Source organism: Streptosporangium sp. NPDC005286 (genome assembly GCF_040607515.1).
Lineage (GTDB): Bacteria > Actinomycetota > Actinomycetes > Streptosporangiales > Streptosporangiaceae > Streptosporangium.
This window is the reverse complement of sequence record NZ_JBEXGU010000078.1, coordinates 16,283-41,442: the sequence shown is the minus strand read 5'-3', so window position 1 is coordinate 41,442 and position 25,160 is coordinate 16,283. Positions and strand designations below refer to the sequence as shown.

Here is a 25,160-nt window from a genome sequence, read left to right as displayed (position 1 = left end):
GCTGGTGACTCCTCCGTCGATGTCGTAGTCGCCCGCCGCGGTGCCCGCGAGCCTGCCGGTGACCAGGTCGTTGGTGCCGCTGACCGTGGTGCCGAGCTGCTTGGCGCCGCTGGAGGTGGTGGCCTGCGGGACGCCGCGCTCCCACTGGCCCGAGGTGGCGGTGTCGGTGCCCGAGGGGTTGGTCGTCCAGCCGGCCGCCGTCTCGAACTCGTCGGAGTAGACGGTCACCGGCGGGGTGCCGGTGCCGCAGTACTGCGACTCCTTGCCGATGATGCGGTAGACGCAGTCGGAGTACTCCAGGAAGCGGAGCACGGCTTCGCGGTTACGGGTGGTCTGCGCGACGATCTGCTCGTCGGGAGGGTAGAAGCCCGGCGAGGAACCGGTCGGGTACATCTCGAAGGTGTAGCTGAAGATCTTGTAGACGCCCCACATCCAGTCGTCGATCGAACCGTCGGTGATGTAGAGGTCACTGGCCTGCTGGGGGGTGTAGTTGTTGGTGGTGGCCATGTTCTGGCCCAGCGTCGCGTGGGCGTCGCGGTCGTCCTGGGTCAGGCCGGGGCCGGTGTCGTTGTAGGTGTAGCCGTACGGCCACAGGATCAGCTCGCCGTAGGTGTGCCAGTCGATGTGCGACTTGATCTGCTGCACGCCGCCGACGACCCTGCTGCGCACCCAGTTGGCCACCGCCCTGACCTCGGGAGCCGACTCGGCCGCGGAACCCCGGTAGGTGTCGCTGGAGCTGGAGCCGGAGGAGCCGCCGCAGCAACCCCACTGGTGGCCCCAGTTGCGGTTGAGGTCGGTGCCCACGTACGACGAGCCGGAGTTGGGCTGCCGGTTCTTGCGCCAGGAGCGGTAGGAACCGGTGGCGATGTCGTACTCGCCACCGTCGGGGTTGAGGTCCGGCATGATCCAGATCTCGCGGGTGTTGACCAGGTTGGCGATGCGGCTGTCGGTGCTGTAGCCGTCGGTGAACAGGTTGAGCAGGTAGATCGCCATCTCGACGGTCATGTGCTCGCGAGCGTGCTGGTGGTGCGTGAACAGCACCTCGGGCTCGTTCTCGTCCGTGTTGACGTTGTCGCTGATCTTGACGGCGATCAGGTCGCGTCCCTCGTACGAGGTGCCATAGCTGATCTTGCGGGCGATCGTCGGGTGGTCGGCGACGATCTGGTTCACCGCGGCGGTCATCTCGGCGTAGTTGTGGTAGCCGGAGTCGGCCGAGGGGAAGTCCGAGCGCCGTTCGGCCCCGGTCGGGGATAAGGACCTGGGAATCCTCGTGACAGTGTGGCCGAGTTTCTTGATCTCGGCGACCTCGGCCTCGCTGGCGGTGACCACGACCGAGTCGGCATCGACCTGATCGATCGCGGCACCGGTGGCCGCGATCGCGCTTCGCTGCTGGGAGGTGCTCGGCCCCTGGACCTTGTACTGGCTGTTCGGTTGCGGCTCGGCCGAGGCGCCCACCCCATTCACACCAAGACATAACAGCGCCAAAGCAGCGAACACCACGATCAGACGGCGTCTCACCTGCGTCCTCCTCAGGCACGCACTCTAGGGATTTGTCGCGTGCCTCCACTGAGAGTCAGACAGGGAGGTTGATTAGCAAAGGCCCAAATTTTAGGAGCCGCACACCCTTCGTCCCGAGATCAGAAGACGACCTCGAACCAGAGCGTCCTGGCACCCTCGGGAGCGTCGTCCTGGATGCCCCAGTTGTCGGCGAGCAGGTCCACCAGGAACATGCCTCGCCCGCCCTCCGCCTCGGGGTCGTTGCGCACGTGCGGCATCGACGCACCGGACCCGGCGTCACAGACCTCGACCAGCACCGCGGCCGATCCCACCGCCACGGTCATCGCGACCTCTCCGCCCCCTCCGGAACCCGAGTGGAGCACGGAGTTGGTCACCACCTCGCTCACCAGGAGAATGACGTCGTCGGACGCGGGGTGTCCCTCGCCCAGAAGCTCCCTGACCCGGCTTCGCGCCATCGACACCGACTCCGGGACCCCTTTGAGGGTCACCGTGGATCGAGGTGAGACGGCCTGCCGTCCGGTCGTCATGGTTGACCTCACTCCCCGACACGCATATCTCATGCACATCGCCGTCTGAGATGGCACACTCACTCACGGTGAACTGTTCTATCAAGGACTGCAATACCTCATGTTGAGATTCCACAGATTTGCTATCAAAGGACGGAGGGAGGTAGATGCGTGGCTTCTCGACGCAGCCCCACGGCCCGTCATCGCCGCCTGATGGCTGAACTGAACCGTCTGCGAAAGGACAGCGGGCTGACACGGGTGGAGGTGGCCGAACGGATCGGCTCCACCGACACCACCGTCTGGAGATACGAGACGGGCCTGACCCGTCCCCGCCCCTCGGACGTGTCGGCCCTCACCGATGTGTACGGCGTGACCGGGGAGGCACGTGACTCCCTGATCCAGATGGCCGTGGAGGCCCGGCGGCGCGGCTGGTGGCATCCCCACCGCCAAGCCCTTAAACCGGGCTTCGACTCCTACATCGGGCTGGAGGCGGAGGCGTCGCTCGTGCGCTCGTACGAGCCGCTCGTCGTTCCCGGCCTGATGCAGACCGAACCGTACGCACGCGCGGTGATCGAGGCGACCTCCATTGTCCAGACCCCCTCCCAGGTCGAGGAGACGGTCTCCGTGCGCATCTCGCGCCAGCAGTTGCTGCACGGACCCGGTGACCCGATCCACCTTGTCGCGGTGCTCGACGAAGCAGTGATCCGGCGTCAGATCGGCGGGCGCGACGTCATGTCGGAGCAGTTGGAACATCTCGTCCACCTCGGCGCGCTGCCCAACGTGGAGATCCGGGTCGCCCCGTTCTCCGCGGGGGCGCACGCGGCGATGGACGGCAAGTTCTGCCTGCTCAGCTTCCCCGAGCCCGAGGTTCCCGACCTGCTCTATCTGGAGCAGGCCTCGAGCGGGCTCGTGCCGGACGACCCGGAGCAGGTCAGCCGATACGCCTCCATGTTCGAGAGCCTCTGCGAGATGGCACTCGGTCAGGAGGAGTCGGCGGCCTTCATCGCCCAGATGGCGAGAAGGTTTTCCTCCCCCTAGCCGTAGAAGGAAGAAAAAGTGCGAGGGTCCACGATGGATCTGTCCGACGCCGAGTGGCGTAAGAGCGGTCGCAGCACCAACGGAGGCGACTGCGTGGAGGTGGCGGTCGTCCCCGGTGATCCGGCCGTTGCCCGACACAAGGCCGACGCCGATCGGCTTTACCTCGTCCGCGACTCCAAGGATCCGGGCGGCCCGGCTCTGGCGTTCACCCGAAGCGAGTGGGACGCCTTCGTCGGCGGCGTGAAGGACGGCGAGTTCGACTGACGGGCCTCCGGGGGAACCGGCTCACCGGCTCCCCCGGAACCTCCCGACCGCGCAGCCCGCCCGCGGCCTCGGCCCGGCGGGCTGTGCGTGTTCGAAGCCCTCAGCGCGGGGGCCGCTCATCGGTGCCCTTGTAGCCGAGGACCCGCATGGCGATCTCGGGGTCCATCGCCGCGGCGAGCAACTGTGCCCGTTCCACGGCGCTGTCACGCTGGGCCTCGGCCCTGGCCCTGGCGGCCCGCGATCCCCGGGTGACCGCGGCGACGATACCCGCTCCCACGATCGCGGCCAGTACGGCGACGAGTACCACCGGGAGCGTGCCGGACTCCAGCGAGCCCGCCTCGCCCATCACGACACTCCCGCCATTGAGCAGGTACACGCCCAGCAGGGTGAAGGCCGCCAGCGCCACCAGGCTGGCCACGACCAGGAGCACCACCCTCAGCCGCCCACCCCGCGGCGCGGGAACGCCGGACGGCGGAGGCTGTGGCAACGGCACGGGCGGTGGCGGTGACAGCCGGGGCACCGGACCGCCGTCACCCCACGGCACGAAGTCCGGCTCGGCCGCGACCGCCGAGGCCGGCCCGGCCGACATCGTGGCGCCGTGGCCGTTGCCCGTCACCACCGCTCCCCGCACGACCGCGACGGCGGGTTCGAGCCTGAGCAGGGCCGCCGGGACGGGCAGGGTGCGCAACACGTGGCTGTGCTCGCGATGCGCCCGCGCCGCCTCCAGGTGATACTCCTCGATCTCGGCGTAGAAGTCGTCCGAGAGATAGACCGAGCCGTCGACCAGCGGCCCCTGCCTCTGCTCCAGGATCGCGACCACGTCGTCACCGTTGAGCGTCTTGTGCGTCTCCAGCGCGTGGGCCAGGCACAGGACGTCTCTCCGGTGCTCCCGCAGCAGTTCCTCGGTCCGGTCCAGCAGGCGCACCAGGTTGAACTCGATGCGCTCACCCAGCACGTCGGGGGCCGGCGACTGCCCGCCACCCGGCGTCTTGGTGAAACCGATGCCACCGCCGCCGGGCTTGGGCATCGACTTGCCTCCCATGATCTCCAGTTCCTGCAGCGCGGGCACCGAGGTCACCCCGCGTCCCATGCCCCAGTGCGCCTCCATCAGCGCGGTGAGGTACGTCGCCGAGAACAGGTCACCCGAGACGCCGGAGGAGTTGTCCTCGCCGAAGAACATCCGCTCCCCCGCCAGTGAGGCGAGCGAGACCATGATGTCGGCCTCGTGCTCGGACTTCCAGCGGGTGAACTGGTCCTCGGGCTTGATGCTCGCGACCATGCCGAGATAGTCGGCGCCCTTCTCTATCGTGGCGATGTCGATCTCGAGGTGGTAGCGGGTGCGGTAGGCCGCCACGGCGTGGCAGGCCTCGTGCACGGCGACCGCGTGCCGCTCGCGCTCGATGTACTCCACGTCCTCGGGCGGCCCGAGTTGCTTGAGCCGTTTGGCCCTGGTCACGTCCGACCAGGTGATGACCTCCCGGCCGTCGCGGATCGCGGTGATCAGCGACTCGTTCACCAGGTCCTTGATCGTGGCACCGGTGGCGTAGGGCGTGATCGTCGCCAGCTTGTCCAGCTGCTCGTCGGTCAGCTCGTGGTCGACCTTGTCGAAGTAGCCCCGGTAGGTGCGGACCCGGCCCGCCTTCGACGGGTAGCCCACCTTGTAGATGCGGTCGATACGGCCCGGCCGCAGCAGCGCCTCATCCAGCGAGTTGGGCATGTTGGTGGCCATCATGACCAGGATCCGGTACTTCGGCGGCGGCTTGGGCCGCATGCCGAAGAGCCTTCTCACATGCCGGTTGACGATGCCCCGGGGCTTCTTCAGGCCCGACAGCTCGGTGAGCAGCGCCTGCAGCGTGCCCGGGTCGCCGCCTCCGCCGCCCATGCCGCCCATCATGAAGCGGCTGCGGCCGGTGTCCGGCTCCTCCCGCTCCGCCGCGCCCTTGCGGGTCAGCAACCAGCGGGTGTCCTCGCTGAGGTAGCCGAAGCCATGGCACCCGGCGGCGTGCGGGGAGAATCCGGGGCCGCCCCTGGGCCCCTGCTGCGCCAGCGAGCCACGCCGTCCGAGGGAGTCGGCCTCGTCGAAGAAGACGATCACGCCCCCGTACCGCAGCGAGAGCTTGCGGAGCTTCCTGAACAGCGACTTCACCTTCAGGATGCCGATGCCCATGAACATGTTGACGAACGCGCCGGGGTCGACGAACACGTACGGCTTGCCGGTCTCCCCGGCCACGGCCTCGGCCATCAGGGTCTTACCGGTGCCCGGCGGGCCCCACAGCAGCAGGCCGCTGGGCACGTAGCCACCGCGCTCCTCGATCGCGTCCGGCCGTTCCAGGAAGACGATGTTCTCCTTGACCCGCTCGACGACGTGGTCCTGGCCCCACACGTCGGTGAAGCGGGTCTTGATGTCGTCGGGGAAGTAGGTCTCCACGCCGCCCCGCGACAGCAGCCAGAACAGGCCGATGAACTGGAAGGCGATGAAGAAGAACGCGAAGGCGAGCTGCGCCATGTACGGCAGCGCCTGCCAGAGCAGCGCGGGCGCCTGGAACAGCGCGAGCGCGGGAGAGGTGTCCAGCACCTCGCCGAGGATGAGGGCGAGCACCGCGATCCAGAACAGCCACTTGATGGCACGTGCCATCCTGAAGCGATTCCAGTCGGAGAAGCGGCGGTGGGTCCAGCGCTCGAAGCCGCCGAACACGCCGCGCGTCCAGAACCGGTTGTATCCGGCGGAGCGCTCGCTGACGAAGAAGTGGAGCTGGCGCAGGAACTCGGCGCCCAGGAGCCAGAAGATCCACGGCGCCGCGACAGCGGTGGTGATCATCGCATCCTGGAACGTCATGATGCCCTCGAATGAGGCCATCTCACTCCACACCAGGATGAAATAAATGATCGTCAGGATGAGGAGGAATTTGATCCGATCCCAGAACGGCATCTTCTTACGCTTGTCGGGATGCGGGTCCGTCGGACCCGAGCCGGGAGCCCGTAGTCCTTCGAAGGTGGGGGGCTGCGGAGGTGACTTCATGTACGGGCTTCTCCTCACCCGGTGAGTCGTTTGACCTTGAAAGATTGCGCGATCCTGTCGAACTCCCCGGCGCGCTTCCGGTAGCAGGCGGCCGAGCAGCGGATCAGCAGGGTGGAGATCTGCTTGCCGTCCGGGGCCAGATAGGAGGTGAGGTCGAAGGTCTCCGTCCCGGCGCCCTCGATCGCGTAGTTGAACCGCACGTGCACCCCGCGCAGGCCGTCTCCGGGCTGGAGCACCTCGTCGGCGAGAAGCTCGAAGTCCTTCAGCGGGTAGCCGGGGATCTCCGCGTACTCCTTGCGCACCGTCTCGGTGACGGGCAGGACGGAGTTGCGCATGCTGTTCAGGGAGAGCGCGTCCTGCTCCTCGGGGAGGAGCTTGGCGATCCGGGCGAAGACGAATGGTTCGTCCTCGGTGCCGTAGCCGAGCAGGTGATCTGGAGACGGCTTGCTGTGGGCGTCGTAGGCGGTCGACCAGATGAGCTGTTTGCGCAGCTGCGCGGTGGCCGATTCGAGGTCGGCTCCGATGGTCGCCTTGTCCAGCGCCGTCTGGTCGACCTTCTGCCAGGCCGCCGGAACCTTGAAGTATGTCTGCCCGTCGTCGTGGCGGACGTAGGTGAACTCCGCACGTGCACATCCCGTGAGCCCGCCGACCATGGTGGAAACAACCGTCATGGCAACCAAGGCGAACCCGGCCCTCGATCTTCTCACCAGGGCTGTACCTCCGCTTTACGGGTTAACGAGGTGGTTGTGCCCGTTTTTTAAGCGCCTCTCTCCTGTCTCGGCTCATTCGTCTTAGGAATCTTGACCAAATCTTTCCGGGAACCTGGCTTCACTTGTTACAAAGCTCCGCCGTTGGCCCCGACACATCATTGAACTCTCAACCTCTGCCGTAGACCAGAGGCGGATGGGCGGTTATTCCACCCCTCGGCCCACGACGGGAATCCGGCCCCCGAGGGAGGCCCAGCCAGAGCAATATCCCTTTTATCCCCTTTTTGCCCATATGTGCTTTTATGGGGGTTTTCTAGGGTATGGGGAAATGAAATTGTGGGAACGGAATGCTCTTCCCACACTCACCGCAACGGGCGTCGACTCTGGTCAATGTCGTCTTTCTCCGTGGTGCGCCGGCGGGGTCCGGCCCCGAGGACTCGAAGAGATGAGACGGACTCCGCAGCAGGACAATCGACAAGGAGTGGTGATCGTGAACAACGCAGTGCGAATGGTCCTCGCCGTGGCCGGAGGTTACCTTCTGGGGCGCGGGAAATACCGACTGGCGGCGGCGCTGGCCATCGCCGGCGTGACCGGCCACCTGCGCGCCGGCAAGGGCGACCTGTTGCAGCAGGGGCTGAAGATGCTCACCTCCTCTCCGGAAGTGGAAAAGATCATCGAAAGCGTTCGCAGCGATCTCCTGGACGCGGGCAAGGACGCCGCCAAAGCAGCGGTGAGCACGCAGATCGACTCGCTGAGCAGCAGGCTGCACGACCGGGCCGAGTCACTGCGGAACCCTGAGCAGGCCGAAGAGGAAGAAGAGGAAGAGGAGCCCGAGGTACGCCGGAAGCGCCGCGGGAAGGCCACGAGAGCCCGTGAGAAGTCCCGGCCGAGGGACGAAGAAGAGGAAGAAGAGCCCGAGGAGGAGGAAGAAGAGGAGCTAGAGGAAGAGGAAGAGGAAGAGGAAGAGGAGGAAGCGCCGGCCAGGCCCAGGAGCCGGGCCCCCTCCCGCCGTGGATCGGCACCGCCGCGCACCAGGCGGGCACCCGCCAGGGCACGGGGGTGATCTCGATGGCTGAGACCTCAACGGACCGGCCCAAGCAGCAGAACGGCCAGGAATCCCCCATGGACCGGCTCACCCACGAGTTCCAGAATCTCCTCGGAGCCGCCGGGGAGCGGGCGCTGTCATCGGTGGGTGACAAGGTCAAGGGCGTGACCGGCCGGTTGACCGGCTACGCCGGAGGCGACGGATCGAGCCTGATGAGCGCCGTGACAGGTGGCGGCTCGAAAGGATCGATGGCCGGGGGCCTGATCAAGGGACTGGGCAAGATGGCTGTCGGCGGCCTGATGCAGAAGATCACCGGAGGCAAGGGCGGAAAGGGAGGTAAAGGCAAGAAGCTGAAGCTGATGAACATCGTCGAAACGATCGACATCGGTGTTCCGGTCCGGATGGCCTACGACCAGTGGACCCAGTTCGGCGACTTCCCGAAGTTCATGAAGAAGGTCGAGAACGTCGACCAGCCGTCCGACGAGAAGCTGCACTGGAAGGCACAGGTCTTCCTGTCCCACCGCGACTGGGAGTCGACGATCATCGAACAGGTGCCCGACAAGCGGATCATCTGGCGCTCGAAGGGTGCAAAGGGGTACGTGGACGGCGCCGTTACCTTCCACGAGATCGCCCCCGAGCTCACCCGGATCCTGCTCGTCCTGGAGTACCACCCGCAGGGCCTGTTCGAGCGCACCGGCAACCTGTGGCGCGCCCAGGGCAGGCGCGCGCGCCTCGAACTCAAGCACTTCCGCCGGCACGTCATGAACGAGGTGCTCCTGCACCCCGACGACCTTCAGGGCTGGCGAGGCGAGATCCGCGACAGCAAGGTCGTCAAGGACCAGGAGACGGCTCTCCGGGAAGAGGAGGAGGCCGAGGGCCCCGAGGAAGAAGAGGAACTCGAAGAAGAAGAAGAGCCCGGCGAGGAGGAAGCCGAGGAAGAGGAGAGCGAATACGAGGAAGAGGAGGAGCCGCCCAGGCGCCCGTTGCGACGCCGCGGTTCCGGCGCGTCCCGCAGATCGGAGGAGGAACCGCCCAGGCGTCCCGCCCGTCGCAAGACGGCCACCAGGGCGTGATCGAAGGAGGTACCGGAGAGGAACACCATGACCATTGTCCAACCTTCGGGGGGCGGAGCGAGCGGCTACCGATCCTCATCGGGTCTGGCCGACGTCATCGAGACGATCCTCGACAAGGGACTCGTGATCGACGCCTTCGTCAGGGTCTCCCTCGTCGGGATCGAACTCCTGACCATCGACGTACGGATCGTGGTGGCCAGCGTTGACACCTACCTGCGTTTCGCGGAGGCGGTCAACCGCCTCGACCTCTCCCAGGTCGGCAGCCAGAAGGGGCTGCCGGAGCTGATGCAGGACGTGACCCGGAGCGGCAGCAAGGCGAAGGTCAAGGGCGCGACGGACGGGCTGCTGGACGCGGCCGGAGAGAAGCTCCGCAGCCTGACCGGCGGGTCCAAGGAGGAGGAGTTCGAGGAGGAAGAAGAGCGCGAACCGGCCCCCCGGCGCAGACGACGGAGGGAAGAGTGAGATGCGCGATCCCAGCGGAAAGTCCGGGACCGCCCAGTCCGACAGGTCGAAGTCCGAAAAGCGCCAGGCACCCGGACGGCGTGGCACCGGTTCCGGTAAGCGGCCCAGGCCCACCGGGTCCAAGAAGTCCGGCGCCCCCGAGCGCGGAGCCAGCTCCTACATCTACGGGATCGTTCCCGCGGACGTCGAGCTGACCCCGGACACCCTCGGCGTGGGAGATCCTCCTGGCCAGGTCCGGCTGGTGCGGTACGGCGAGATCGCCGCCCTGGTGAGCGACGTCCCCACCGACCGCCCGCTGGGCAGGCCGGACGATCTCATGGCCCACCAGCGGCTGCTGGACGAAGCCGCCGCCGAGGTACCCGTGCTCCCGCTCCGCTTCGGGGCGGTGGTGACGGACGCGCAGGCGGTCGTCGACGAGTTGCTCACCCCATACCACGACGACTTTCTCAACACGCTGAACGAACTGGAGGGCCGAGCGGAGTACATCGTGAAAGGGCGCTATGTCGAGCAGACGATCCTGCGGGAGGTCCTGGAGGAGAACCCCGAGACGGCGAGGCTGCGCGACGAGATCCGCGGGCGCCCCGAAGAGGCGACGTGGGACACCAGGATGCGGCTCGGAGAGCTGATCAACACATCGATCGCGGCCAAGCGCGAGGCCGACACCGCCGCGCTGCTCGACGTCTTCACCCCACTCTGCGTCGCCATCGCGGTACGCGAGCCCACCCATGAGCAGGACGCCGCCCATCTGGCCCTGCTCGCGCAGACCGACCGGCAGCCGGAGATCGAAGAGGCCCTGGCCGAGTTCGGAACCCGGTGGGCGGACCGGGTCGGGCTGCGCCTGCTCGGCCCGCTGGCACCGTACGACTTCGTCAGGACCTGAAGGCAGGTGATCGACCATGGACCCACTGGGACTGATCTTCAGTCTGCCGCTCGCGCCGTTGCGCGGGCTGATCCGGCTCGCGGAGCTGCTTGAGGAACAGGCCGAGATGGAACTGCGGAGCCCCGCGGCGGTCAGACGCCGCCTGGAGGAGCTCGCGGAGGCCAGGGCATCCGGCGAGATCTCCGAGGAGGAGGAGTCCATGGCCGCGGAGCGGATCCTCCGAGAGATGATCACCTAGCCCGGACCGCCGCCGGTACGGCCGCGGCGGAGAGCGGAGAGACGACGAGGGGAGCGATCCCGTGCCTGTCAAGCGCAGAACCCGTGCGGAGCGCCCTGCCGACGACTCCTACAAGACCTCCGACGACGAGGCCTTCGACGAGGAGGACACGGAGGAGGAGGACACGGAGGAGGAGCCGGAGGAGGACGAGGAGTCCTACGAGGAGGTCGAGGACGAGGAGGACCTGGAGGAGGACAGGCCGCAGGCGAAGGCCCGCCGTCCGGGACGGCGCTCTCCTGCCCTGTCCGCGGCGACCGCGGGAACGACCGGGTTGCGGAACATCGCCGAGCTGACCTCGAAGGACACCGAGGGGGTGACACAGGTACGACCGACGGAGGGCGGCTGGCTGGTCGAGGTCGAGGTCGTCGAGGACCGGCACATCCCCTCGTCGGGCGACATGCTCGCGCTCTACCAGGTCGAGCTGGGCCCCGAGGGGGACCTGCTGTCGTACCGCAGGGTGAAGCGCTACCGGCGCGGCAGGGCCGACAGCGGCGAGGCGAGCTGACATGGCCGAGGTGGCACGCCCCGGCGGCGCGTTCTCCCAGCCCTACGGCCGGGGAGCGTCCGGCGGGCGGGAGCCCGCCAATCTCGCCGACATCCTGGAGCGGGTGCTGGACAGAGGCATCGTGATCGTGGGTGACATCCGGGTGAACCTGCTGGACATCGAGCTGCTCACCATCAAGCTGCGCCTGCTCATCGCCTCGGTCGACACGGCGCGGGAGCTGGGCATCGACTGGTGGGAGCACGATCCCTGGCTCACCGCGCAGGACCGTGACCTGGTCGAGGAGAACCGCCGCCTGCGCCACCGGCTGGCCGCCGCGGAGGAGGACTGGGAGACCCCGAGGCGCCGCTCCCTGGACAGACGGGGAGAGGGACCCCCCGAAGAGGTCAGGGAGTCGAGGGGTGCCGAAGAGCCAAGGAAGTACCGGGAGCCTCGCGAGCCCAGAAGGTCCAGAAAGGGGGACCGCGATGGCTGAGGCGGGCACGTACCTCTACGCGATCGCCCAGGACCTGGGCCACGCCCTCCCCGCCGGCGTGACGGGCGTGGCCGATGCGCCCGTACGTGCGATCACGCACGAGGGCCTGGTCGCGTACGTGAGCCCGGTGCCCCTGGACGAGTTCGGCGAGGAGCCGCTACGGCGCTCTCTGGAGGATCTGGACTGGGTCGGAGACACGGCCCGCGCTCACCATCACGTCGTGGAGGCCGTCGCGGAGGAGGCCCCCACCGCACCGGTCCGGCTGGTGACGGTCTACACCAGCGAGGAGCAGGTCCGCGACCTGCTGCGGCGCAGGCACGACGACTTCGCCGCGGTACTCGCCCACGTCACCGGGCGCAGGGAGTGGGGGGTGAAGGCGTACGCCGCCCCGGCCGCGGCCGACTCGCCGGTGGCAGGGGAGAGTGCCGCGGAGAGCGGCAAGCCGGGGACGGCCTACCTGCAACGCCGCCGGGCCAGCCTGCGCAACCGGGAGGACGCGTGGCGCCAGGCGGCCGAGCGCGCGGAGCACATCCACGCCACCCTGGCCGCCACCTCCGTCGCGAGCCACCGGCACCGGCCCCAGGATCCGGAGCTGTCCGGCCGCGAGGACCCGATGGTGCTGAACGGCGCCTACCTCGTCGACGAGGATCACGCCGAGGAGTTCGTCGCCGCCGTCGACGGCCTGCGCGGGCAGGGGATCGACCTGGAGCTCACCGGCCCCTGGGCACCGTACTCCTTCACCGTGCTGGATCTCGGCACGACCGGCCGGGAGGTGCCCGATGACACCTGACCGCCGCCCGCGCGGCGCCGCGCTCGCCGCCCAGGGACGCCTGCCCGCCGAACGCGTGGCACTCGTCGACCTGCTCGACCGGCTGCTGGCGGGCGGGGTCGTGGTCAGCGGCGACCTCGTGCTCTCCATCGCCGACATCGACCTCGTCCGCATCTCACTGCGTGCCCTGATCACATCCGTACGGGCGACCGACGCGATTCCCTCCGTGCACCCGCCGGGCGCGGTCACGGTCGTACGGACATCCGACGCGACCACCCCGGCGAGTGCGCTCGACCCACCGGACCACGGGTCCCCACGGTGAACCGTCCCGGCGACGGCCCGCCCACGGAGAACCTTCGCGAGACGGAGGACCCCGGCGTCACCCGGGAGAGGCTCCGCGCCGCCGCGGAGGACCTGCGAACCGCGCGGAGGACATCCGGCAGGGCGCGCTCAGTGACTCCGGCGAAAGGGACTCCGGCGAGCGGGCGGAAGGACTCCGTGAACACCTGGGAGGGCTTCCGGAACACCCGGAGAGCGGCGCGGGGCGGCCGGTGGCGGGTGAACACCGACCCCGAGGCGGTCGAGCGGGACCTGACCCGCCTCGTACTCACCCTCGTCGAACTCGTGCGACAGCTGGTGGAACGCCAGTGCGTGCGCCGGATGGAACAGGGGGACCTGACCGAGGAGCAGGTCGAGGTGCTGGGCCTGACGCTCATGCGTCTTGAGGAGGCGATGACCGAACTGTGCGAACGCTTCGGGCTCTCGCCCTCCGACCTCAACCTCGATCTCGGACCGCTCGGAACCCTGCTTCCCACGGACTGACCCCCGCGTCCCCGGCCCGGACCGGAGACGCGAGGGACGGGGCTCGGCGGCCGGACACCACCGAACCCCGTCCCTCGCGTCTCCCGTGTGCGAAGAGCCCTAGGTCAGGTCCTCACACTTCTTGGCATCGGGGTCGTTGGCCGCCTTCGGCACCCAGCGGACATTGGCGAACGAGGCGGAGAAGGCTCCGTCGGTGTAGACGAGGAACGGGGTGTTGACCACCTCAAGGTCGAGGCCCCCCGCGGCGAAGCAGGCGATAGGGATCTTGACCGTCGCCTTGCTCCCGGCCGGGAGTCCCTGGAAGAGGGAGGTCGCCACCACCTCGGAGAAGCACGGATAGACACAGTGCACGCTGAGCACGGTCCTGGCGGCCGGGGCCTGGTGGACGATCGTGTCGAAGACCAGAGCCGCCTCGGAGTTGAGATAGCCCCGAAGATCGGAGCCGCCCGCCGGGTCCTGCAGGTAGATCTGGGCCGGGCCCGTGCCGCTCCAGGTCGCCTTCAGGCCGTCCTGCTGCACGTTGACGTCTGACTGCACCACGGAGATCTCGGCGTGCGACGCCTGGCCGTCGGCGCCGATCTCGGTGCCGCCCCAGTTCTCCGCCGAACCGATGAAGCTCTTGTAGGGCGCGATGTCGGTCCGGTTGAAGATCTCCAGATCCTCGGTCGCCTCACCGCCGCCGCCCTGCCCGCCACAGCCGAACTCGGGCGCGGTCTCGTCGAGCGTGCCGACCGACCCCGTCTGGCCGTTGCGCAGGCCGTAGCCGAGCGGGAAGAGCGGGTCGTAGCCCTCGGTGCCCGCGTTGAGCGGCGTCTGGCAGGCGCTCTTGGGCCAGGAGTAGGGCAGCTTGCCGGTGAAACCGTCGCGGTACCTGCCCCGGACGAGCACGTCGGCGACGCCGCCGCCCTCGGTGCCCGGCAGCCACGCGGCGACGAAGGCGTCGGAGCGGTTGAGCTCCTTGTTGACCCAGAGCGGCCGGCCGCTGACATAGACGGTGACGACGGGCGCACCCTTGCCGCTGACCCGCTCCAGCACGGCGAGGTCGGCGGGGTAGATCTTGGCGGCCTCCAGCGAGCGCCGCGCGAGGTCCCCGACGCCCTCGGCATACGGCGTCTCGCCGATCACCGCGATGACCGCGTCGTACGCCGAGGGGTCGACGCCCTCGCCGGTCTCGTTGAAGGTGACGTTGGCCGCGCCGAGCGCCTCGCGCAGGCCGCCGAGGATCGTCGTGCCGTTGGGGAAGTCGGCGTTGACGTTACCGGTGCCCTGCCAGGTGAGGGTCCAGCCGCCGGTCTGGTTCTGCAGGCTGTCGGCGCTCTTGCCGACCACGAGGACCTTGGAGTTCGCGGCCAGCGGCAGGACCTTGCCGTTGTTCTTGAGCAGGACCTGCGACTTGCGCGCCGCCTCCCTGGCGAGCTTCCTCGCCTGCAGCGCGTCGGTGGAACCGGCGAAGGCGCGCTTGGAGGGCTTCGGCCCGTCGAGCACGTTGGTGCGCAGCTTCACGCGCAGGATGCGGGTCACCGCGTCGTCGATGCGCGCCATCGGGATCTCACCGCTCTGGACCTGGGCGATCGTGTTGGCGATGAACGCCTTCCAGTCGTTGGGCACCATGACCACGTCGATGCCCGCGTTGATCGCCTGCGGGCAGCTCGCGTTGGTGCACCCGGCGACCTGGCCGATGCCGTTCCAGTCGGAGACGACGATGCCGTCGAAACCGATCTTCTGCTTGAGGATGTCGGTGAGGGCTCGCTTGCTGCCGTGCAGCTTGCCCTCGTTGATACCCAGGTCGGCGTTGGTCCAGCTGTTGAACGACGCCATCACGCTCTGGGCGCCGGCCGCGAGCGCGCTGTAGTAGCCCTGGCCGTGCACGTTGATCATCTCGGCCTCGGACGAGGGGTTGACACCCTGGTCCACGCCCTTGACGGTGCCGCCGTCACCGATGAAGTGCTTCGCGGTGGCGATGACGCCGTCGGAGCCGATGCCGCGCGGGTGCTTGCCCTGCAGTCCCCTGACCGCCTCGTAGCCGTACGCGCGGGTGATCCGGGGGTCCTCCGAGAAGCCCTCGTAGGTACGGCCCCACCGGTCGTCCAGGGGAACGGCGAGGGTGGGCGCGAACGCCCAGTCCTGGCCGGTCGCGCGAATCTGCCTGGCGGTCGCCGCCCCGATGTCACGCACCAGGCACGGGTCCTGCGCGGCGCCCAGGCCGATGTTGTGCGGGAAGACCGTCGCGCCGTAGACGTTGTTGTTGCCGTGAACGGCGTCGATGCCCCAGATGACGGGGATCTTCGTCCGGGTGGCGACGGAGGCGTTCCAGTAGGCGTCGGCGAGGTCGAGCCAGGCCTTCGGCGCGGCGTGCTTGTCACGGTTGGGCCACGCACCGCCGCCGTTGAGCACCGAGCCGATGAAGTACTGCTTGACCTCGTCGGGAGTGATCGCAGTGATCTCCGGCTGGGTCATCTGGCCGACCTTCTCGGCGAGCGTCATGCCCGCGAGGATCTTCGCCACCCGCTTCTCGTCCGACCGGTTCTGATCGATGGCGCTGTCGACCTTGGGCCACTCGGCGAGGGTGGGCAGCTTCTTCTCGATGCGGGCGCAGCCGCGGGCGTCCAGGGCCGGTTTGCCGATCACCGGTTGCCGGCCGCCCGCCGCGGTCTCGGCGCCCGCGCTCGGGATTCCGGCGACACCGGCCGCCAGGACTGTGAGGCTCGCCAGTACCGCGAGCCGGCTCCGGTTGGCGCCCGGCCGGGCGAAGGGTCTGATCATCGAAGGTCCGTTCTCCAGGCACAGCGACGGTCGTGGCGGCCCCCGAGTCCGCACTTCGCAGATCCTTACGCTGTGACGCTGCCGAGTCAATAGTTTCGCGAGAGCGCTCTCTCGACTGAACACCTGTTCGATGCCTGACCCATGGCCTGCAAACCCCGCCCACCAGGCCATTCGCAACGCGATACAGCCACATCACCCCTGACCGGACGGCCCAAACTCCACCCTTCTGAGAGCGCTCTCAGAAGCTGGGCGGGCACTGTCCGAGCCGAGCGGGCCGGTCGGCCGTCAGGACATGGGCCGGCGACCGGCGCTCTCGCGACGGCTCGGACAGGGGCGCCGGGGGCACATGAACCGCGGGCCGGGAACAAGTGCCGGCCGGAAACGGGATCGACGCGTCCTGGAGGCGGGGCGGCGGTGGCCCGCACGCCTCAGGACATGGTGTTGCCGCCGTTGACCGCCAGGCGCTGACCGGTGATGAAACGGCCACCGGGCGAGGCCAGGAAGGCGATCGCGTCGGCCACCTCGGCGGGCACCCCCATCCGGCCCAGCGGCAGCCCCGCGCGGTACTCCTCGACGTCCATTCCCTCATGGCGCTCCACCGGTATCCAGCCGGGCTCGACGGTGTTGACGGTGATGCCGTACCGTCCGAGCTCGTTGGCCCAGGAACGGGTCAGACCGTGCAGCGCCGCCTTGGCCGCGACGTAGTGCCCCATCTCGACGTTGCCCAGGTCGACGACCTCGCTGCCCACGTTGACGATCCGGCCCCGGCCGGCCTCGCGCATCGCGGGCAGCACGGCCCGCAGGATCAGCAGCGGCGCCTTGACGAAGAACCGGAGCTGGTCGAGGTGATGCTCCCAGGTCTGCTCGGCGAGGGGGACCAGCGGCTGGGGCCCGGTCGCGTTGTTGACCACTATCTCGACCGGTCCCGCCTTCTCGACCACCTCCGCGATCCCCCGCCGTACCGACTCATCGTCCGTCACGTCGAAGCGGGCCACGCACGCCCGGCCCCCGGCCGCGGAGATACGCTCGGCGACGGCCGTGGCACCCGCGGTGTCGTGGGCGTAGTTGACGGCGACGGTCCAGCCGTCCTCGGCGAGCCGCACGGCGATGGCGGCACCGAGCCCCCGCGAGGCCCCGGTGACAAGCGCGCATCCCATCCGCTTCCCCTTTCCTGACTTCTCAGGATTTCACGGCTCTCCTGCCACAAGTGAAATCGCCCCCATTGTGGCGGGCCGCGGCACCCACGTGATCCGTGCGCCTTACAGGTCAGCTACGCGGTTCGGAAAGGAGTTCTTCGGGGATCACATCGGGCACGCCGCGCAGACCGGCGAGCGAGACCGCGGCGAGGACCGCGATCAGCACCGCGGCGGCGAGCGAGGTCACCCCGACCGAGGTGACGAAGGCCCGCCTGGCCGCCTCGGCGACGACCTCCCCCAGCTCGGCCGGGAGCGCCGCGGCGGCCCTCAGAGCGGTGGGCAGCGACTCCGCCGCGGCGGCGGTCACCTCGCCCGGCGCCCCCGCCGGGAGCCGGAGGTCGCCCCGGTAGACACCGGTCAGGATGCTGCCCAAGATCGCGATGCCCAGCGCGCCGCCCAGTTCGAAGGAGGTCTCGGAGATCGCCGCCGCGGCACCGGCCCGCTCCCTGGGCACGCTCGCGAGCACCGTGTCGTTGGTGACCGCGAACGTCAGCCCGATGCCCACCCCGCAGACGATCATGGGAACGAGAAAGTAGAGGTAGGGGGTGTCGAGCCCGACCCGGCTGTAGCAGGCGAAGGCCGCGGCGGCCATCGCCAGGCCCAGCGCCACCACCCTGGCCCGGCCCCATCGGGTGATCAACCCGGCCGCCAGCACCCCGCCGACCGCCGCCGACAGGCCACCGGGCAGTCCCGCGAGACCGGCACGCAGCGGCGACCAGCCCAGGACCAGCTGGAAGTACCAGGCGAAGATCAGCGACAGCGCGGACATGCCGAAGATGGCGATGAGGTTGGCGCCGACCGACGCGGTGAAGGCCCGGCGCCGGAAGAGACGAACGTCGATCAGTGGCTCGGCCAGCCGAGTCTGCCGCCGGGCGAACATCACCAGCGCGGCGATCCCCACGACCGCCGCCACCGGTACTCCGGCATCCGTGAGACCATGACCGGCTGCCTCCTTTACAGCGTAGATCAAAGAGGTGACGCCGACGAGGGAGAGCAACACGCTCGCGGGATCCACCCGCCCCGCGGCGGGGTTGCGTGACTCCGGCAGCACGGCGAGGCCCGCGACCACGATGAGCGCCATCACCGGCACGTTGATCAGGAAGACCGACCCCCACCAGAAGTGATCGAGTAGCAGACCGCCGACTACTGGCCCCAGGGCGAACCCCGCCGCGCCCATCCCGCTCCACAGACCGATCGCCGTGGTCCGCTGCCTCGGGTCGGTGAAGACGTTACGGATGATCGACAGGGTGGAGGGCATGATCGTGGCACCCGCCACGCCGAGCAGGACGCGGGCCGCGATGAGCAGTTCGGGGGTGGGCGCGTAGGCGGTCACCGCCGAGGCCGCCCCGAAGGCCGTGGCGCCGATGAGGAGCAGCCTCCTGCGGCCGATCCGGTCGCCGAGGTTGCCCATCGTGATCAGCAGGCCGGCGAGCGCGAAACCGTACGCGTCGCCGATCCACAGGATCTGGGTGGCCGAGGGCCGCAGGTCCGCGACCAACTGGGGAAGGGCGAGGTGCAGGACTGTGACGTCAACGGAGAGCAGCAGCGCCGCCAGGCAGGCGACGGCGAGGGTCGCCCGCCTGCGGCGGTCGGTGATCGGGAGGTGATCGGTCATGCCCGCCATCGTGATCGTCGGCGCTGACGGCCCGCGCACCTCGTGCTGACGGCCACTGACGACCGCGCGGTCGGAGTCACCCGGACATGGTCATGCCTCGAGCATCGAAAGCACCTCGCTCCGCGACATGCGGGTTCCCGCACGCCACTCCTTCTCGTACGCGGCGCCGCCGATCCGGGCGCGGACAGCTGCCGTGACCCGGGCCGCGTCCGGGTGCGCCGCCGCGGCGCCGCTGAGAGCCGTGGCCGCCCCCAGCAGCCGGGCCGCTCCCCGGACGTCGTTCTCCAGCAGCACGACCTCCGCCAGGCCCTCGATCGCCGAACCCGCCACGAGCAGGTAGCGGTGTAGCGCCGGTTCCAGCGCCTCGCGGTACCAGGCCCTCGCCCCGGCCCCGTCTCCGCTCGACGTGGCGATCCGGCCCAGTTCGACGGTGATGCGCAACCGCGTCTCCTCGGCGGCGTACCACTCCTGTGGACACAGGTCCAGTGCCTCGCGGGCGAGGGTGCGGGCCTCGTCCAGCTCGCCGCGGAGCCTGGCGACCTCGGCGAGCCCGTGCCGTACCTTGGCCATCACATCGGGCGTGCCCGCCCCGCGGGCGTACACGGCCGCGCGCAGGTACTCCGCGTGAGCGGTCGCGAGGTCGCCCTCACGCACGATTCCCAGGGCCCTGCGGCAGATGAGATCCGCGATGTCCTCGGCCGATTCGAGCTCCTCGGCCAGCCGGAGCGCCTCGTCGGCCAGCGCGCGCGACGCCGCCACGTCCTGCCGCAGGTCGGCGAGCTCGGCGAGTTCGGCCAGGGTGAGGGCACTGCCCCACCGCTCCCCGATGGAGCCGAACAGCTCCAGCGCGTCCTCGAAGGAGCGCTCGGCGCCCCCGGCGTCGCCGTCGTACAGCTGGAAGTAGCCGCAGCCGAAGTGGGACAGAGCCCGGACCCACGGGTCGGCGATGACCGGGATCCGCGGCAGGTGGGAGCGGAGGTCCGCGACCGGGCCGGTGAACATCGCCCGCAGCATGGCCAGAAACGGCCACCGGTACGGCTGGTCGATCGCCGGAACGAGCGGTGCGGCCGCCTCCAGCAGGGCCAGCAGCCGGGGCGACCGCGACTCGCCACCGAAGGCGACGAGCACGCAGATGGCGTACTCCTCCTCCAGTCCCTCTACCGGGGCCGGCCCGATCACACCGAGCAGGTCGGTGGCCAGGCCCGCGCCCTCCCAGCGGCGGCCCCGCATCCACCAGTACATGGCGAGCCCGGCCAGCAGGCGCAGCCCCTGCCCGGTCCTGCCGGTGTCGATGGCCCAGCGCAGCGCGGCGTGCAGGTCGTCGCGCTCCTCGTCCAGCCTTCGCAACCACTCCAGCTGCCCGGCGCCGCGCAGCCGGCGGTCCGCCGTGGCCGCCAGATCCGTGTAGTACGAGGCATGCGCCTCGCGGCGCGCCTCGGTCTCGCCGGTCTCGGCCAGCCGTTCCGCGCAATACGCGCGGATGGTCTCCAGCATGCGGTAGCGCCCGCCCACCCGCTCGATGAGCGACCTCTCCGCCAGGGAGCTCAGCAGGTCGACGGCCTCGGCCTCCGGCAGCCCGCACACCCGCCCGACCGCCTCCAGCGTCGCGCCACCCACGAAGACGGCCAGCCGCCCGGCCAGCGACCGCTCGTCGTCGTCGAGCAGGTCCCAGCTCCAGGCGACCACGGCGCGCAGCGTCCGGTGCCGGGGCAGCGCGGTGCGGCTGCCACGCGACAGCAGCCGGAACCGGTCGCCCAGCCGGGAGGCCACCTCGGTCACCGACAGGGAGCGCAGGCGTGCCGCGGCCAACTCCAGAGCGAGGGGCAGGCCGTCCAGTGCCCGGCAGATGTCCAGCACCTGCTCGACGTTGGTGTCGTCGACGCGGAAACCGGGGCACACGGCGGCTGCCCGGTCGGCGAGGAGTCGCACGGCCGGGTAGGCCGTGGCCTCCCCGGCGGCTGTGCCGGCCCTCGGCACCGGCAGCGGCGCGACCGGGTGGATCACCTCCCCGGTGATGCCGAGCGCCTCCCTGCTGGTGGCCAGGACGCGCAGCGCCGGGCAGGCGGCGAGCAGCCGGTCGGCGAGCTCGGCGGCCTCCGCCACCAGGTGCTCGCAGTTGTCCAGGACGAGCAGCAGCGGACGGTCGGCCAGCGCCGCGACCAGCCTGGCAAGGGGGGTGGGTACCGGCCGGCCGGGACCGGGGAACAGCCGGGCGTCGCGGACCCCCATCGCCCCGAGGACCGCCTGGGTCACCTCCCCGCCGTCGAAGACGGGGGCCAGCTCCACGAAGCAAACCTCCCCCTGCTCCCCGGCGGCGATCTCACCGGCCAGCCTGGTCTTGCCCGCGCCGCCGGGGCCGACCAGGGTGACCAGTCTCGCCTCGCCGAGCAGCGCGCGGAGCTCGGACATCTCGCCTTCCCTGCCGACGAAGCTGGTCAGCGGGGCCCGCAGACCCGACCGGAGGGGTGGGGCACCGGCGACGGGGGCGCCGGTCAGTTCGGGATCGGCCCTGAGCACCGCCAGGTGCACGGCGGCCAGCTCCGCCGACGGGTCCACGCCGAACTCCTCGCCGAGGATCCGTCTGGCCCTGTCGTAGACCTCCAGCGCCTCGACCTGCCTGCCCGAGCCGTACAGGGCGCGCATCAGCTGCCCGTACAGCCGCTCTCTGAGGGGATGTGCGGCGGTCAGCTCCTGTAGCTCGGCCACCAGCTCACGGTGGCGGCCCAGTTCCAGCTCGGCCTGCAGGCGATCCTCCACGCAGTCGAGCCGGAGCTCCTCCAGCCTGGCCGAGGGCGCCTGGGCGAACGGGAACTCCGCCACGTCGGCGAGCACGGGCCCGCGCCACAGCGAGAGCGCCTCGCCCAGCGGTTCGACCGCCCGCCCGCAGTCACCGGAGGCCAGGAGACGCCGGCCTTCGGCGGCGAGCCGCTCGAAGCGGTGGGCGTCGACGGCATCGGCACCGGCCACGAGCCGGTAGCCCGCCGGGTGGAACTCGATCACTTCCTGGGCACCGAGTGCCCTGCGCAGCCGCGAGACCTGCGACTGCAGGGCATTGGCGACGCCCGCGGGCGGATCGGCGCCGTACAGGCCGCCGATCAGCCGTTCGGTGGTCACGACCTTTCCCACGTCGAGCAGGAGCATCACGAGCAGCGCGCGCATCCGCGGCCCGCCCACGACGACCGCGCGCCCATCATCGAGCCGGATCCGGGTGGGGCCGAGAACGTCGAACCGCATACCCCGATTATCTCGACTTCCCCGCACCCGTACGGTGCCGCGCGGCCGGGGCATCACCCGTCCTCGCGTCCGGAGTTTGGGACTAGGCAAGGGGCGGGGCGTGGGCTAGCTTCTGGACAGGTGTCCAGTTTGAGGAGCGACAATGCCCAGGACCACCGAGGCGCCCCGGGCCCGGCTGTCGGACCGGCAGGCCGAGACCGTGCGCAGGCTCACCGAGGCGGCGGTCGAGGAGGTCGCCGAGCACCGGTACGAGGGGTTGACGGTGCGCGGGGTCGCCAAGCGGGCCGGGGTCGCGCCCGCCACCGCCTACACCTACTTCGCCTCCAAGAACCACCTGCTGGCGGAGGTGTTCTGGCGGCGGCTGCGCGACCTGCCGGAACCGGACCCGCTCCCCGGCGGCTCCCCCGCCGACCGGGCCGCCGAGGCGCTGAGCGCGGTGGCGCTGCTGGTCGCCGACGACCCGGCGCTCTCGGCCGCGTGCACCACCGCGATGCTCGCCGACGAGCCCAACGTCCTCCGGCTGCGTGCCCGCATCGGGCTCCGTGTCCACGAACGGATCTCCGGCGCCACCGACGCCTCCCCCGCCGCCCTGCAGGCCTTCGAGCTGGCCTTCTACGGCGCGCTGGTCCAGGCGGGAATGGGCCACCTCTCCTACCGCGACCTCCCCGGCCTCCTCGCCACCACGGCCAGAACCATCTTCCCCCGGACTGAGGAGTGCCCGTGAGGCCGCAACCGCGACGCGCAGCGTCGCCGACAACACAGCTCGTGTACAGCCCTTATGACTATGCGGTTCATGAGGATCCGTATCCGATCTACGCCAGGCTCAGGGAGGAGGCGCCGCTCTACCGCAACGAGGAGCTGGACTTCTGGGCGCTGTCCCGGCACGGTGACGTGAGCACCGCGTTCAGGGACACCGCGACCTACTCCAACGGGTACGGGGTGTCGCTGGAGCCCACCGCGTGGGGGCCGAAGGCGCACCGGACGATGTCCTTCCTGGCCATGGACCCGCCCCGGCACACCAGGATGCGGGCGCTGGTCTCACGGGGGTTCACTCCGCGCCGGGTGGCCGCCCTGGAGCCGAGGATCAGGGAGATCACCCGGCTGTACCTGGAGCCGGCGCTGGAGTCCGGACGGTTCGACTGGGTCACCGCCGTCGCGGGGCGGGTGCCGATGGACGTGATCTCCGAGCTGATGGGGGTACCCGAGGCCGACCGGCAGGAGCTGCGACGGCTGGCCGACGTGGTGGTGCACCGCGACGACGGCCTGCAGGACGTGCCGCAGGAGGGCATGGCCGCCTCACTGGATCTGGTCGTCTACTACTCCGACATGCTCGCGCGACGCCGCGCGCACCGGACCGAGGACCTGACCAGCGCCCTGCTGGACGCGGAGATCGACGGTGACCGGCTGACCGACGAGGAGATCATCGCGTTCCTGTTCCTGATGGTGGTCGCGGGCAACGAGACCACCACGAAGCTGCTCGCCAACGCCCTGTACTGGGCGTACCTGAACCCGGCGGAGGGTGCCAAGGCGCTGGGCGGGGCGATCGGGCCGTGGGTGGAGGAGACCCTTCGCTATGACACCTCCTCTCAGATGCTCGCCAGGCGCGTCACCGGCGAGGTCGAGATGCACGGTACGCGGCTGCCGACCGGCTCCCGGCTGCTGCTCCTGGTCGGCTCGGCCAACCGCGACGGGCGGGTGTTCCCCGGCCCCGACCGCTACGACCTCGACCGCGACACGAGCGAACTGATCAGCTTCGGCCGCGGCGGCCACTTCTGCCTGGGCGCCTCACTGGCCCGGCTGGAGGCGTGGGTGGTGCTCGGCGAGCTGGCCCGGCACATCACCGGCTACGAGATCGACCTGGCCGCGGCGGAACGGGTGCACTCCGCCAACGTACGCGGCTTCGCCCACCTGCCGATGAGCGTGACACGCCGATGAACCGCCACCGAGGTATCCGGAGCGCCTTCCGCCTCGTGCGACGTCCGAGGAGCCGCCCGCCGGCCGGTGAGCGTGACGCGCCGGCGAGCCGGCGGGGGTTCCCGAGCGCCCCTCACCGGGTTGCCCGCCCGGCGCCCGGACCGCCCGAGCCCCCCGCCACCCCCGATGACCGAGCCGGAGCCCGCGCCGTACACGAGCCGCTGACCATGGAGGTTTCCCATGCCGAGAATTCCCCCGCATCCCGAGCGCAGGCCGGTCCTGGTCACCGGGGCCTCGTCGGGTATCGGCGCGGCCGTGGCCGTGGGACTGGCGGAGGCCGGGTATCCGGTGGCGCTGGGAGCGCGCCGGACGGCGATCTGCGAGGAGCTGGCGGCGAAGATCCGGGCCGGGGGCGGGGAGGCGGTGGCGCTGCCGCTGGATGTGACCTCGGACGAGTCCGTCTCTTTTTTTGTCTCCGCAGCCGAGCAAGCGTTAGGTGAAATAGAGGTGGTGGTCACCTGCGCCGGAGAGGTGACGCCGGAGAACTCCTACCAGACCTCCACCCCCTCCTTCGAGGTTCAACTCCAGCTCAACCTCGTCGGCACCCAGCGGTTCGTGTCCGCGGTGGTCCCCGCGATGGCGGCCAGGGGCCGCGGTGACATCGTGTTCGTCACCTCCGACGTCGTACGCCTGCCGCGGCCCCGGATGGGCGCCTACGTCGCCGCCAAGAACGGGCTGGAGGGACTGGCCAGGGCGATGCAGATGGAGCTGGAAGGCACCGGGGTACGCACCTCGGTCCTGCGCCCGGGGCCGACGCTCTCCGGCATGGGGTCCACCTGGCCCGTGGAAGTCCTGCAACCGGTCCTGGACGACTGGACGAGGTTCGGGCTGGCCAGACACGACCGTTTCCTCAAGCCCCGCGACGTGGCCGCGGCCGTCCTCGCCGTCGTCTCCATGCCCCGCGGCGCCCACATAACCCTTCTCGAAATCGAACCGGAAGCACCCCTACGCCAAGAACACCCATGAGGACGCGCCCACGACATTCCCCTGAGGGACTACCCGTGAGGCCGCGCCGGTGACC

23 protein-coding genes are annotated in these 25,160 nt (G+C 69.8%); 15 read left to right on the top strand and 8 right to left on the bottom strand.

Annotated elements, in window-relative coordinates; all coding sequences use genetic code 11:
* A partial coding sequence (locus tag ABZU75_RS25965) for a M14 family metallopeptidase (protein WP_355559196.1) occupies positions 1 to 1,518 on the bottom strand: 1,518 nt, incomplete at its 3' end.
* Positions 1,519 to 1,637: 119 nt separating this feature from the next.
* On the bottom strand, positions 1,638 to 2,045 hold the full coding sequence (locus ABZU75_RS25960) for an ATP-binding protein (protein WP_326641744.1): 408 nt from the start codon (positions 2,043 to 2,045) through the stop codon (positions 1,638 to 1,640).
* A 192-nt stretch (positions 2,046 to 2,237) separates the two neighbouring features.
* Here ABZU75_RS25960 and ABZU75_RS25955 point away from each other — a divergent pair, with 192 nt between their 5' ends.
* Positions 2,238 to 3,062 (top strand): helix-turn-helix transcriptional regulator, encoded by an 825-nt coding sequence (locus tag ABZU75_RS25955; RefSeq protein WP_355559192.1) that lies wholly within the window; start codon positions 2,238 to 2,240, stop codon positions 3,060 to 3,062.
* 33 nt (positions 3,063 to 3,095) lie between these two features.
* Entirely contained in the window at positions 3,096 to 3,326 is a 231-nt protein-coding gene (locus ABZU75_RS25950; RefSeq protein ID WP_030922935.1) for a DUF397 domain-containing protein, read from the top strand.
* A 100-nt stretch (positions 3,327 to 3,426) separates the two neighbouring features.
* On the opposite strand, the gene ABZU75_RS25945 is transcribed toward ABZU75_RS25950, so the two are convergent.
* Positions 3,427 to 6,345 (bottom strand): AAA family ATPase, encoded by a 2,919-nt coding sequence (locus ABZU75_RS25945; RefSeq protein WP_355559189.1) that lies wholly within the window; start codon positions 6,343 to 6,345, stop codon positions 3,427 to 3,429.
* A gap of 14 nt (positions 6,346 to 6,359) precedes the next feature.
* Entirely contained in the window at positions 6,360 to 7,016 is a 657-nt protein-coding gene (locus ABZU75_RS25940) for a hypothetical protein (protein ID WP_350952810.1), read from the bottom strand.
* 520 nt (positions 7,017 to 7,536) lie between these two features.
* Here ABZU75_RS25940 and ABZU75_RS25935 point away from each other — a divergent pair.
* The 10 genes from ABZU75_RS25935 to ABZU75_RS25890 all read left to right on the top strand — a co-directional run bounded on the left by ABZU75_RS25935 (position 7,537) and on the right by ABZU75_RS25890 (position 13,357).
* Complete coding sequence (locus ABZU75_RS25935; protein ID WP_355559185.1) at positions 7,537 to 8,115, top strand: hypothetical protein; 579 nt, start codon at positions 7,537 to 7,539, stop codon at positions 8,113 to 8,115.
* Between the two features lie 5 nt (positions 8,116 to 8,120).
* Positions 8,121 to 9,170, top strand: coding sequence for an SRPBCC family protein (locus ABZU75_RS25930; RefSeq protein ID WP_355559182.1), 1,050 nt, complete (start codon positions 8,121 to 8,123; stop codon positions 9,168 to 9,170).
* A 27-nt stretch (positions 9,171 to 9,197) separates the two neighbouring features.
* Positions 9,198 to 9,632 (top strand): gas vesicle protein GvpJ, encoded by a 435-nt coding sequence (gene gvpJ / locus ABZU75_RS25925; protein WP_355559179.1) that lies wholly within the window; start codon positions 9,198 to 9,200, stop codon positions 9,630 to 9,632.
* Position 9,633: 1 nt separating this feature from the next.
* Positions 9,634 to 10,512, top strand: a complete 879-nt coding sequence (locus ABZU75_RS25920) for a GvpL/GvpF family gas vesicle protein (RefSeq protein ID WP_355559176.1) — start codon at positions 9,634 to 9,636, stop codon at positions 10,510 to 10,512.
* Between the two features lie 16 nt (positions 10,513 to 10,528).
* Positions 10,529 to 10,750, top strand: coding sequence for a gas vesicle protein GvpG (locus ABZU75_RS25915; protein ID WP_350916352.1), 222 nt, complete (start codon positions 10,529 to 10,531; stop codon positions 10,748 to 10,750).
* Between the two features lie 61 nt (positions 10,751 to 10,811).
* Positions 10,812 to 11,294, top strand: a complete 483-nt coding sequence (gvpO, locus tag ABZU75_RS25910; protein WP_355559172.1) for a gas vesicle protein GvpO — start codon at positions 10,812 to 10,814, stop codon at positions 11,292 to 11,294.
* 1 nt (position 11,295) lies between these two features.
* Positions 11,296 to 11,766 (top strand): gas vesicle protein, encoded by a 471-nt coding sequence (locus ABZU75_RS25905; protein ID WP_355559169.1) that lies wholly within the window; start codon positions 11,296 to 11,298, stop codon positions 11,764 to 11,766.
* Positions 11,759 to 12,556 (top strand): GvpL/GvpF family gas vesicle protein, encoded by a 798-nt coding sequence (locus tag ABZU75_RS25900; protein WP_355559166.1) that lies wholly within the window; start codon positions 11,759 to 11,761, stop codon positions 12,554 to 12,556. Before ABZU75_RS25905 ends, ABZU75_RS25900 begins: the two co-directional genes overlap by 8 nt.
* Positions 12,546 to 12,857, top strand: a complete 312-nt coding sequence (locus ABZU75_RS25895; RefSeq protein ID WP_355559163.1) for a gas vesicle protein — start codon at positions 12,546 to 12,548, stop codon at positions 12,855 to 12,857. The genes ABZU75_RS25900 and ABZU75_RS25895 overlap by 11 nt, the downstream gene beginning before the upstream one ends.
* Before the next feature lie 176 nt (positions 12,858 to 13,033).
* Entirely contained in the window at positions 13,034 to 13,357 is a 324-nt protein-coding gene (locus ABZU75_RS25890) for a gas vesicle protein K (RefSeq protein ID WP_350952796.1), read from the top strand.
* Positions 13,358 to 13,456: 99 nt separating this feature from the next.
* Here ABZU75_RS25890 and ABZU75_RS25885 read toward each other — a convergent pair whose 3' ends face one another.
* From ABZU75_RS25885 to ABZU75_RS25870, 4 genes are all read right to left on the bottom strand, one after another.
* Positions 13,457 to 16,120, bottom strand: coding sequence for an exo 1,3/1,4-beta-D-glucan glucohydrolase (locus ABZU75_RS25885; protein WP_355559159.1), 2,664 nt, complete (start codon positions 16,118 to 16,120; stop codon positions 13,457 to 13,459).
* 428 nt (positions 16,121 to 16,548) lie between these two features.
* Complete coding sequence (locus tag ABZU75_RS25880; protein ID WP_355559156.1) at positions 16,549 to 17,277, bottom strand: SDR family oxidoreductase; 729 nt, start codon at positions 17,275 to 17,277, stop codon at positions 16,549 to 16,551.
* Between the two features lie 109 nt (positions 17,278 to 17,386).
* On the bottom strand, positions 17,387 to 18,931 hold the full coding sequence (locus ABZU75_RS25875; protein WP_355559153.1) for an MFS transporter: 1,545 nt from the start codon (positions 18,929 to 18,931) through the stop codon (positions 17,387 to 17,389).
* Positions 18,932 to 19,021: 90 nt separating this feature from the next.
* Positions 19,022 to 22,165 carry a BTAD domain-containing putative transcriptional regulator gene (locus ABZU75_RS25870; RefSeq protein WP_355559150.1) on the bottom strand — a complete coding sequence of 1,048 codons (3,144 nt, stop codon included), beginning with the start codon at positions 22,163 to 22,165 and terminating at the stop codon, positions 19,022 to 19,024.
* Positions 22,166 to 22,307: 142 nt separating this feature from the next.
* Here ABZU75_RS25870 and ABZU75_RS25865 point away from each other — a divergent pair, with 142 nt between their 5' ends.
* From ABZU75_RS25865 to ABZU75_RS25855, 3 genes are all read left to right on the top strand, one after another.
* Positions 22,308 to 22,889 (top strand): helix-turn-helix domain-containing protein, encoded by a 582-nt coding sequence (locus ABZU75_RS25865; protein WP_355559147.1) that lies wholly within the window; start codon positions 22,308 to 22,310, stop codon positions 22,887 to 22,889.
* Between the two features lie 41 nt (positions 22,890 to 22,930).
* Positions 22,931 to 24,100: a cytochrome P450 gene (locus tag ABZU75_RS25860; protein WP_355559144.1), complete on the top strand. Its 1,170-nt coding sequence runs from the start codon at positions 22,931 to 22,933 to the stop codon at positions 24,098 to 24,100.
* 219 nt (positions 24,101 to 24,319) lie between these two features.
* Entirely contained in the window at positions 24,320 to 25,105 is a 786-nt protein-coding gene (locus ABZU75_RS25855; protein ID WP_355559141.1) for an SDR family oxidoreductase, read from the top strand.
* The last annotated feature ends 55 nt before the right edge of the window (positions 25,106 to 25,160 follow it).

Coding starts and splice junctions, on each gene's coding strand:
- ABZU75_RS25950 (WP_030922935.1), top strand. CDS start 3,096: ATGGATCTGTCCGACGCCGAGTGGCGTAAGAGCGGTCGCAGCACCAAC.
- ABZU75_RS25920 (WP_355559176.1), top strand. CDS start 9,634: ATGCGCGATCCCAGCGGAAAGTCCGGGACCGCCCAGTCCGACAGGTCG.
- ABZU75_RS25905 (WP_355559169.1), top strand. CDS start 11,296: ATGGCCGAGGTGGCACGCCCCGGCGGCGCGTTCTCCCAGCCCTACGGC.
- ABZU75_RS25865 (WP_355559147.1), top strand. CDS start 22,308: ATGCCCAGGACCACCGAGGCGCCCCGGGCCCGGCTGTCGGACCGGCAG.
- ABZU75_RS25915 (WP_350916352.1), top strand. CDS start 10,529: ATGGACCCACTGGGACTGATCTTCAGTCTGCCGCTCGCGCCGTTGCGC.
- ABZU75_RS25895 (WP_355559163.1), top strand. CDS start 12,546: ATGACACCTGACCGCCGCCCGCGCGGCGCCGCGCTCGCCGCCCAGGGA.
- ABZU75_RS25870 (WP_355559150.1), bottom strand. CDS start 22,165: ATGCGGTTCGACGTTCTCGGCCCCACCCGGATCCGGCTCGATGATGGG.
- ABZU75_RS25885 (WP_355559159.1), bottom strand. CDS start 16,120: ATGATCAGACCCTTCGCCCGGCCGGGCGCCAACCGGAGCCGGCTCGCG.
- ABZU75_RS25855 (WP_355559141.1), top strand. CDS start 24,320: ATGCCGAGAATTCCCCCGCATCCCGAGCGCAGGCCGGTCCTGGTCACC.
- ABZU75_RS25900 (WP_355559166.1), top strand. CDS start 11,759: ATGGCTGAGGCGGGCACGTACCTCTACGCGATCGCCCAGGACCTGGGC.
- ABZU75_RS25930 (WP_355559182.1), top strand. CDS start 8,121: ATGGCTGAGACCTCAACGGACCGGCCCAAGCAGCAGAACGGCCAGGAA.
- ABZU75_RS25960 (WP_326641744.1), bottom strand. CDS start 2,045: ATGACGACCGGACGGCAGGCCGTCTCACCTCGATCCACGGTGACCCTC.
- ABZU75_RS25880 (WP_355559156.1), bottom strand. CDS start 17,277: ATGGGATGCGCGCTTGTCACCGGGGCCTCGCGGGGGCTCGGTGCCGCC.
- gvpJ (WP_355559179.1), top strand. CDS start 9,198: ATGACCATTGTCCAACCTTCGGGGGGCGGAGCGAGCGGCTACCGATCC.
- ABZU75_RS25945 (WP_355559189.1), bottom strand. CDS start 6,345: ATGAAGTCACCTCCGCAGCCCCCCACCTTCGAAGGACTACGGGCTCCC.
- ABZU75_RS25875 (WP_355559153.1), bottom strand. CDS start 18,931: ATGACCGATCACCTCCCGATCACCGACCGCCGCAGGCGGGCGACCCTC.
- ABZU75_RS25940 (WP_350952810.1), bottom strand. CDS start 7,016: ATGACGGTTGTTTCCACCATGGTCGGCGGGCTCACGGGATGTGCACGT.
- ABZU75_RS25955 (WP_355559192.1), top strand. CDS start 2,238: ATGGCTGAACTGAACCGTCTGCGAAAGGACAGCGGGCTGACACGGGTG.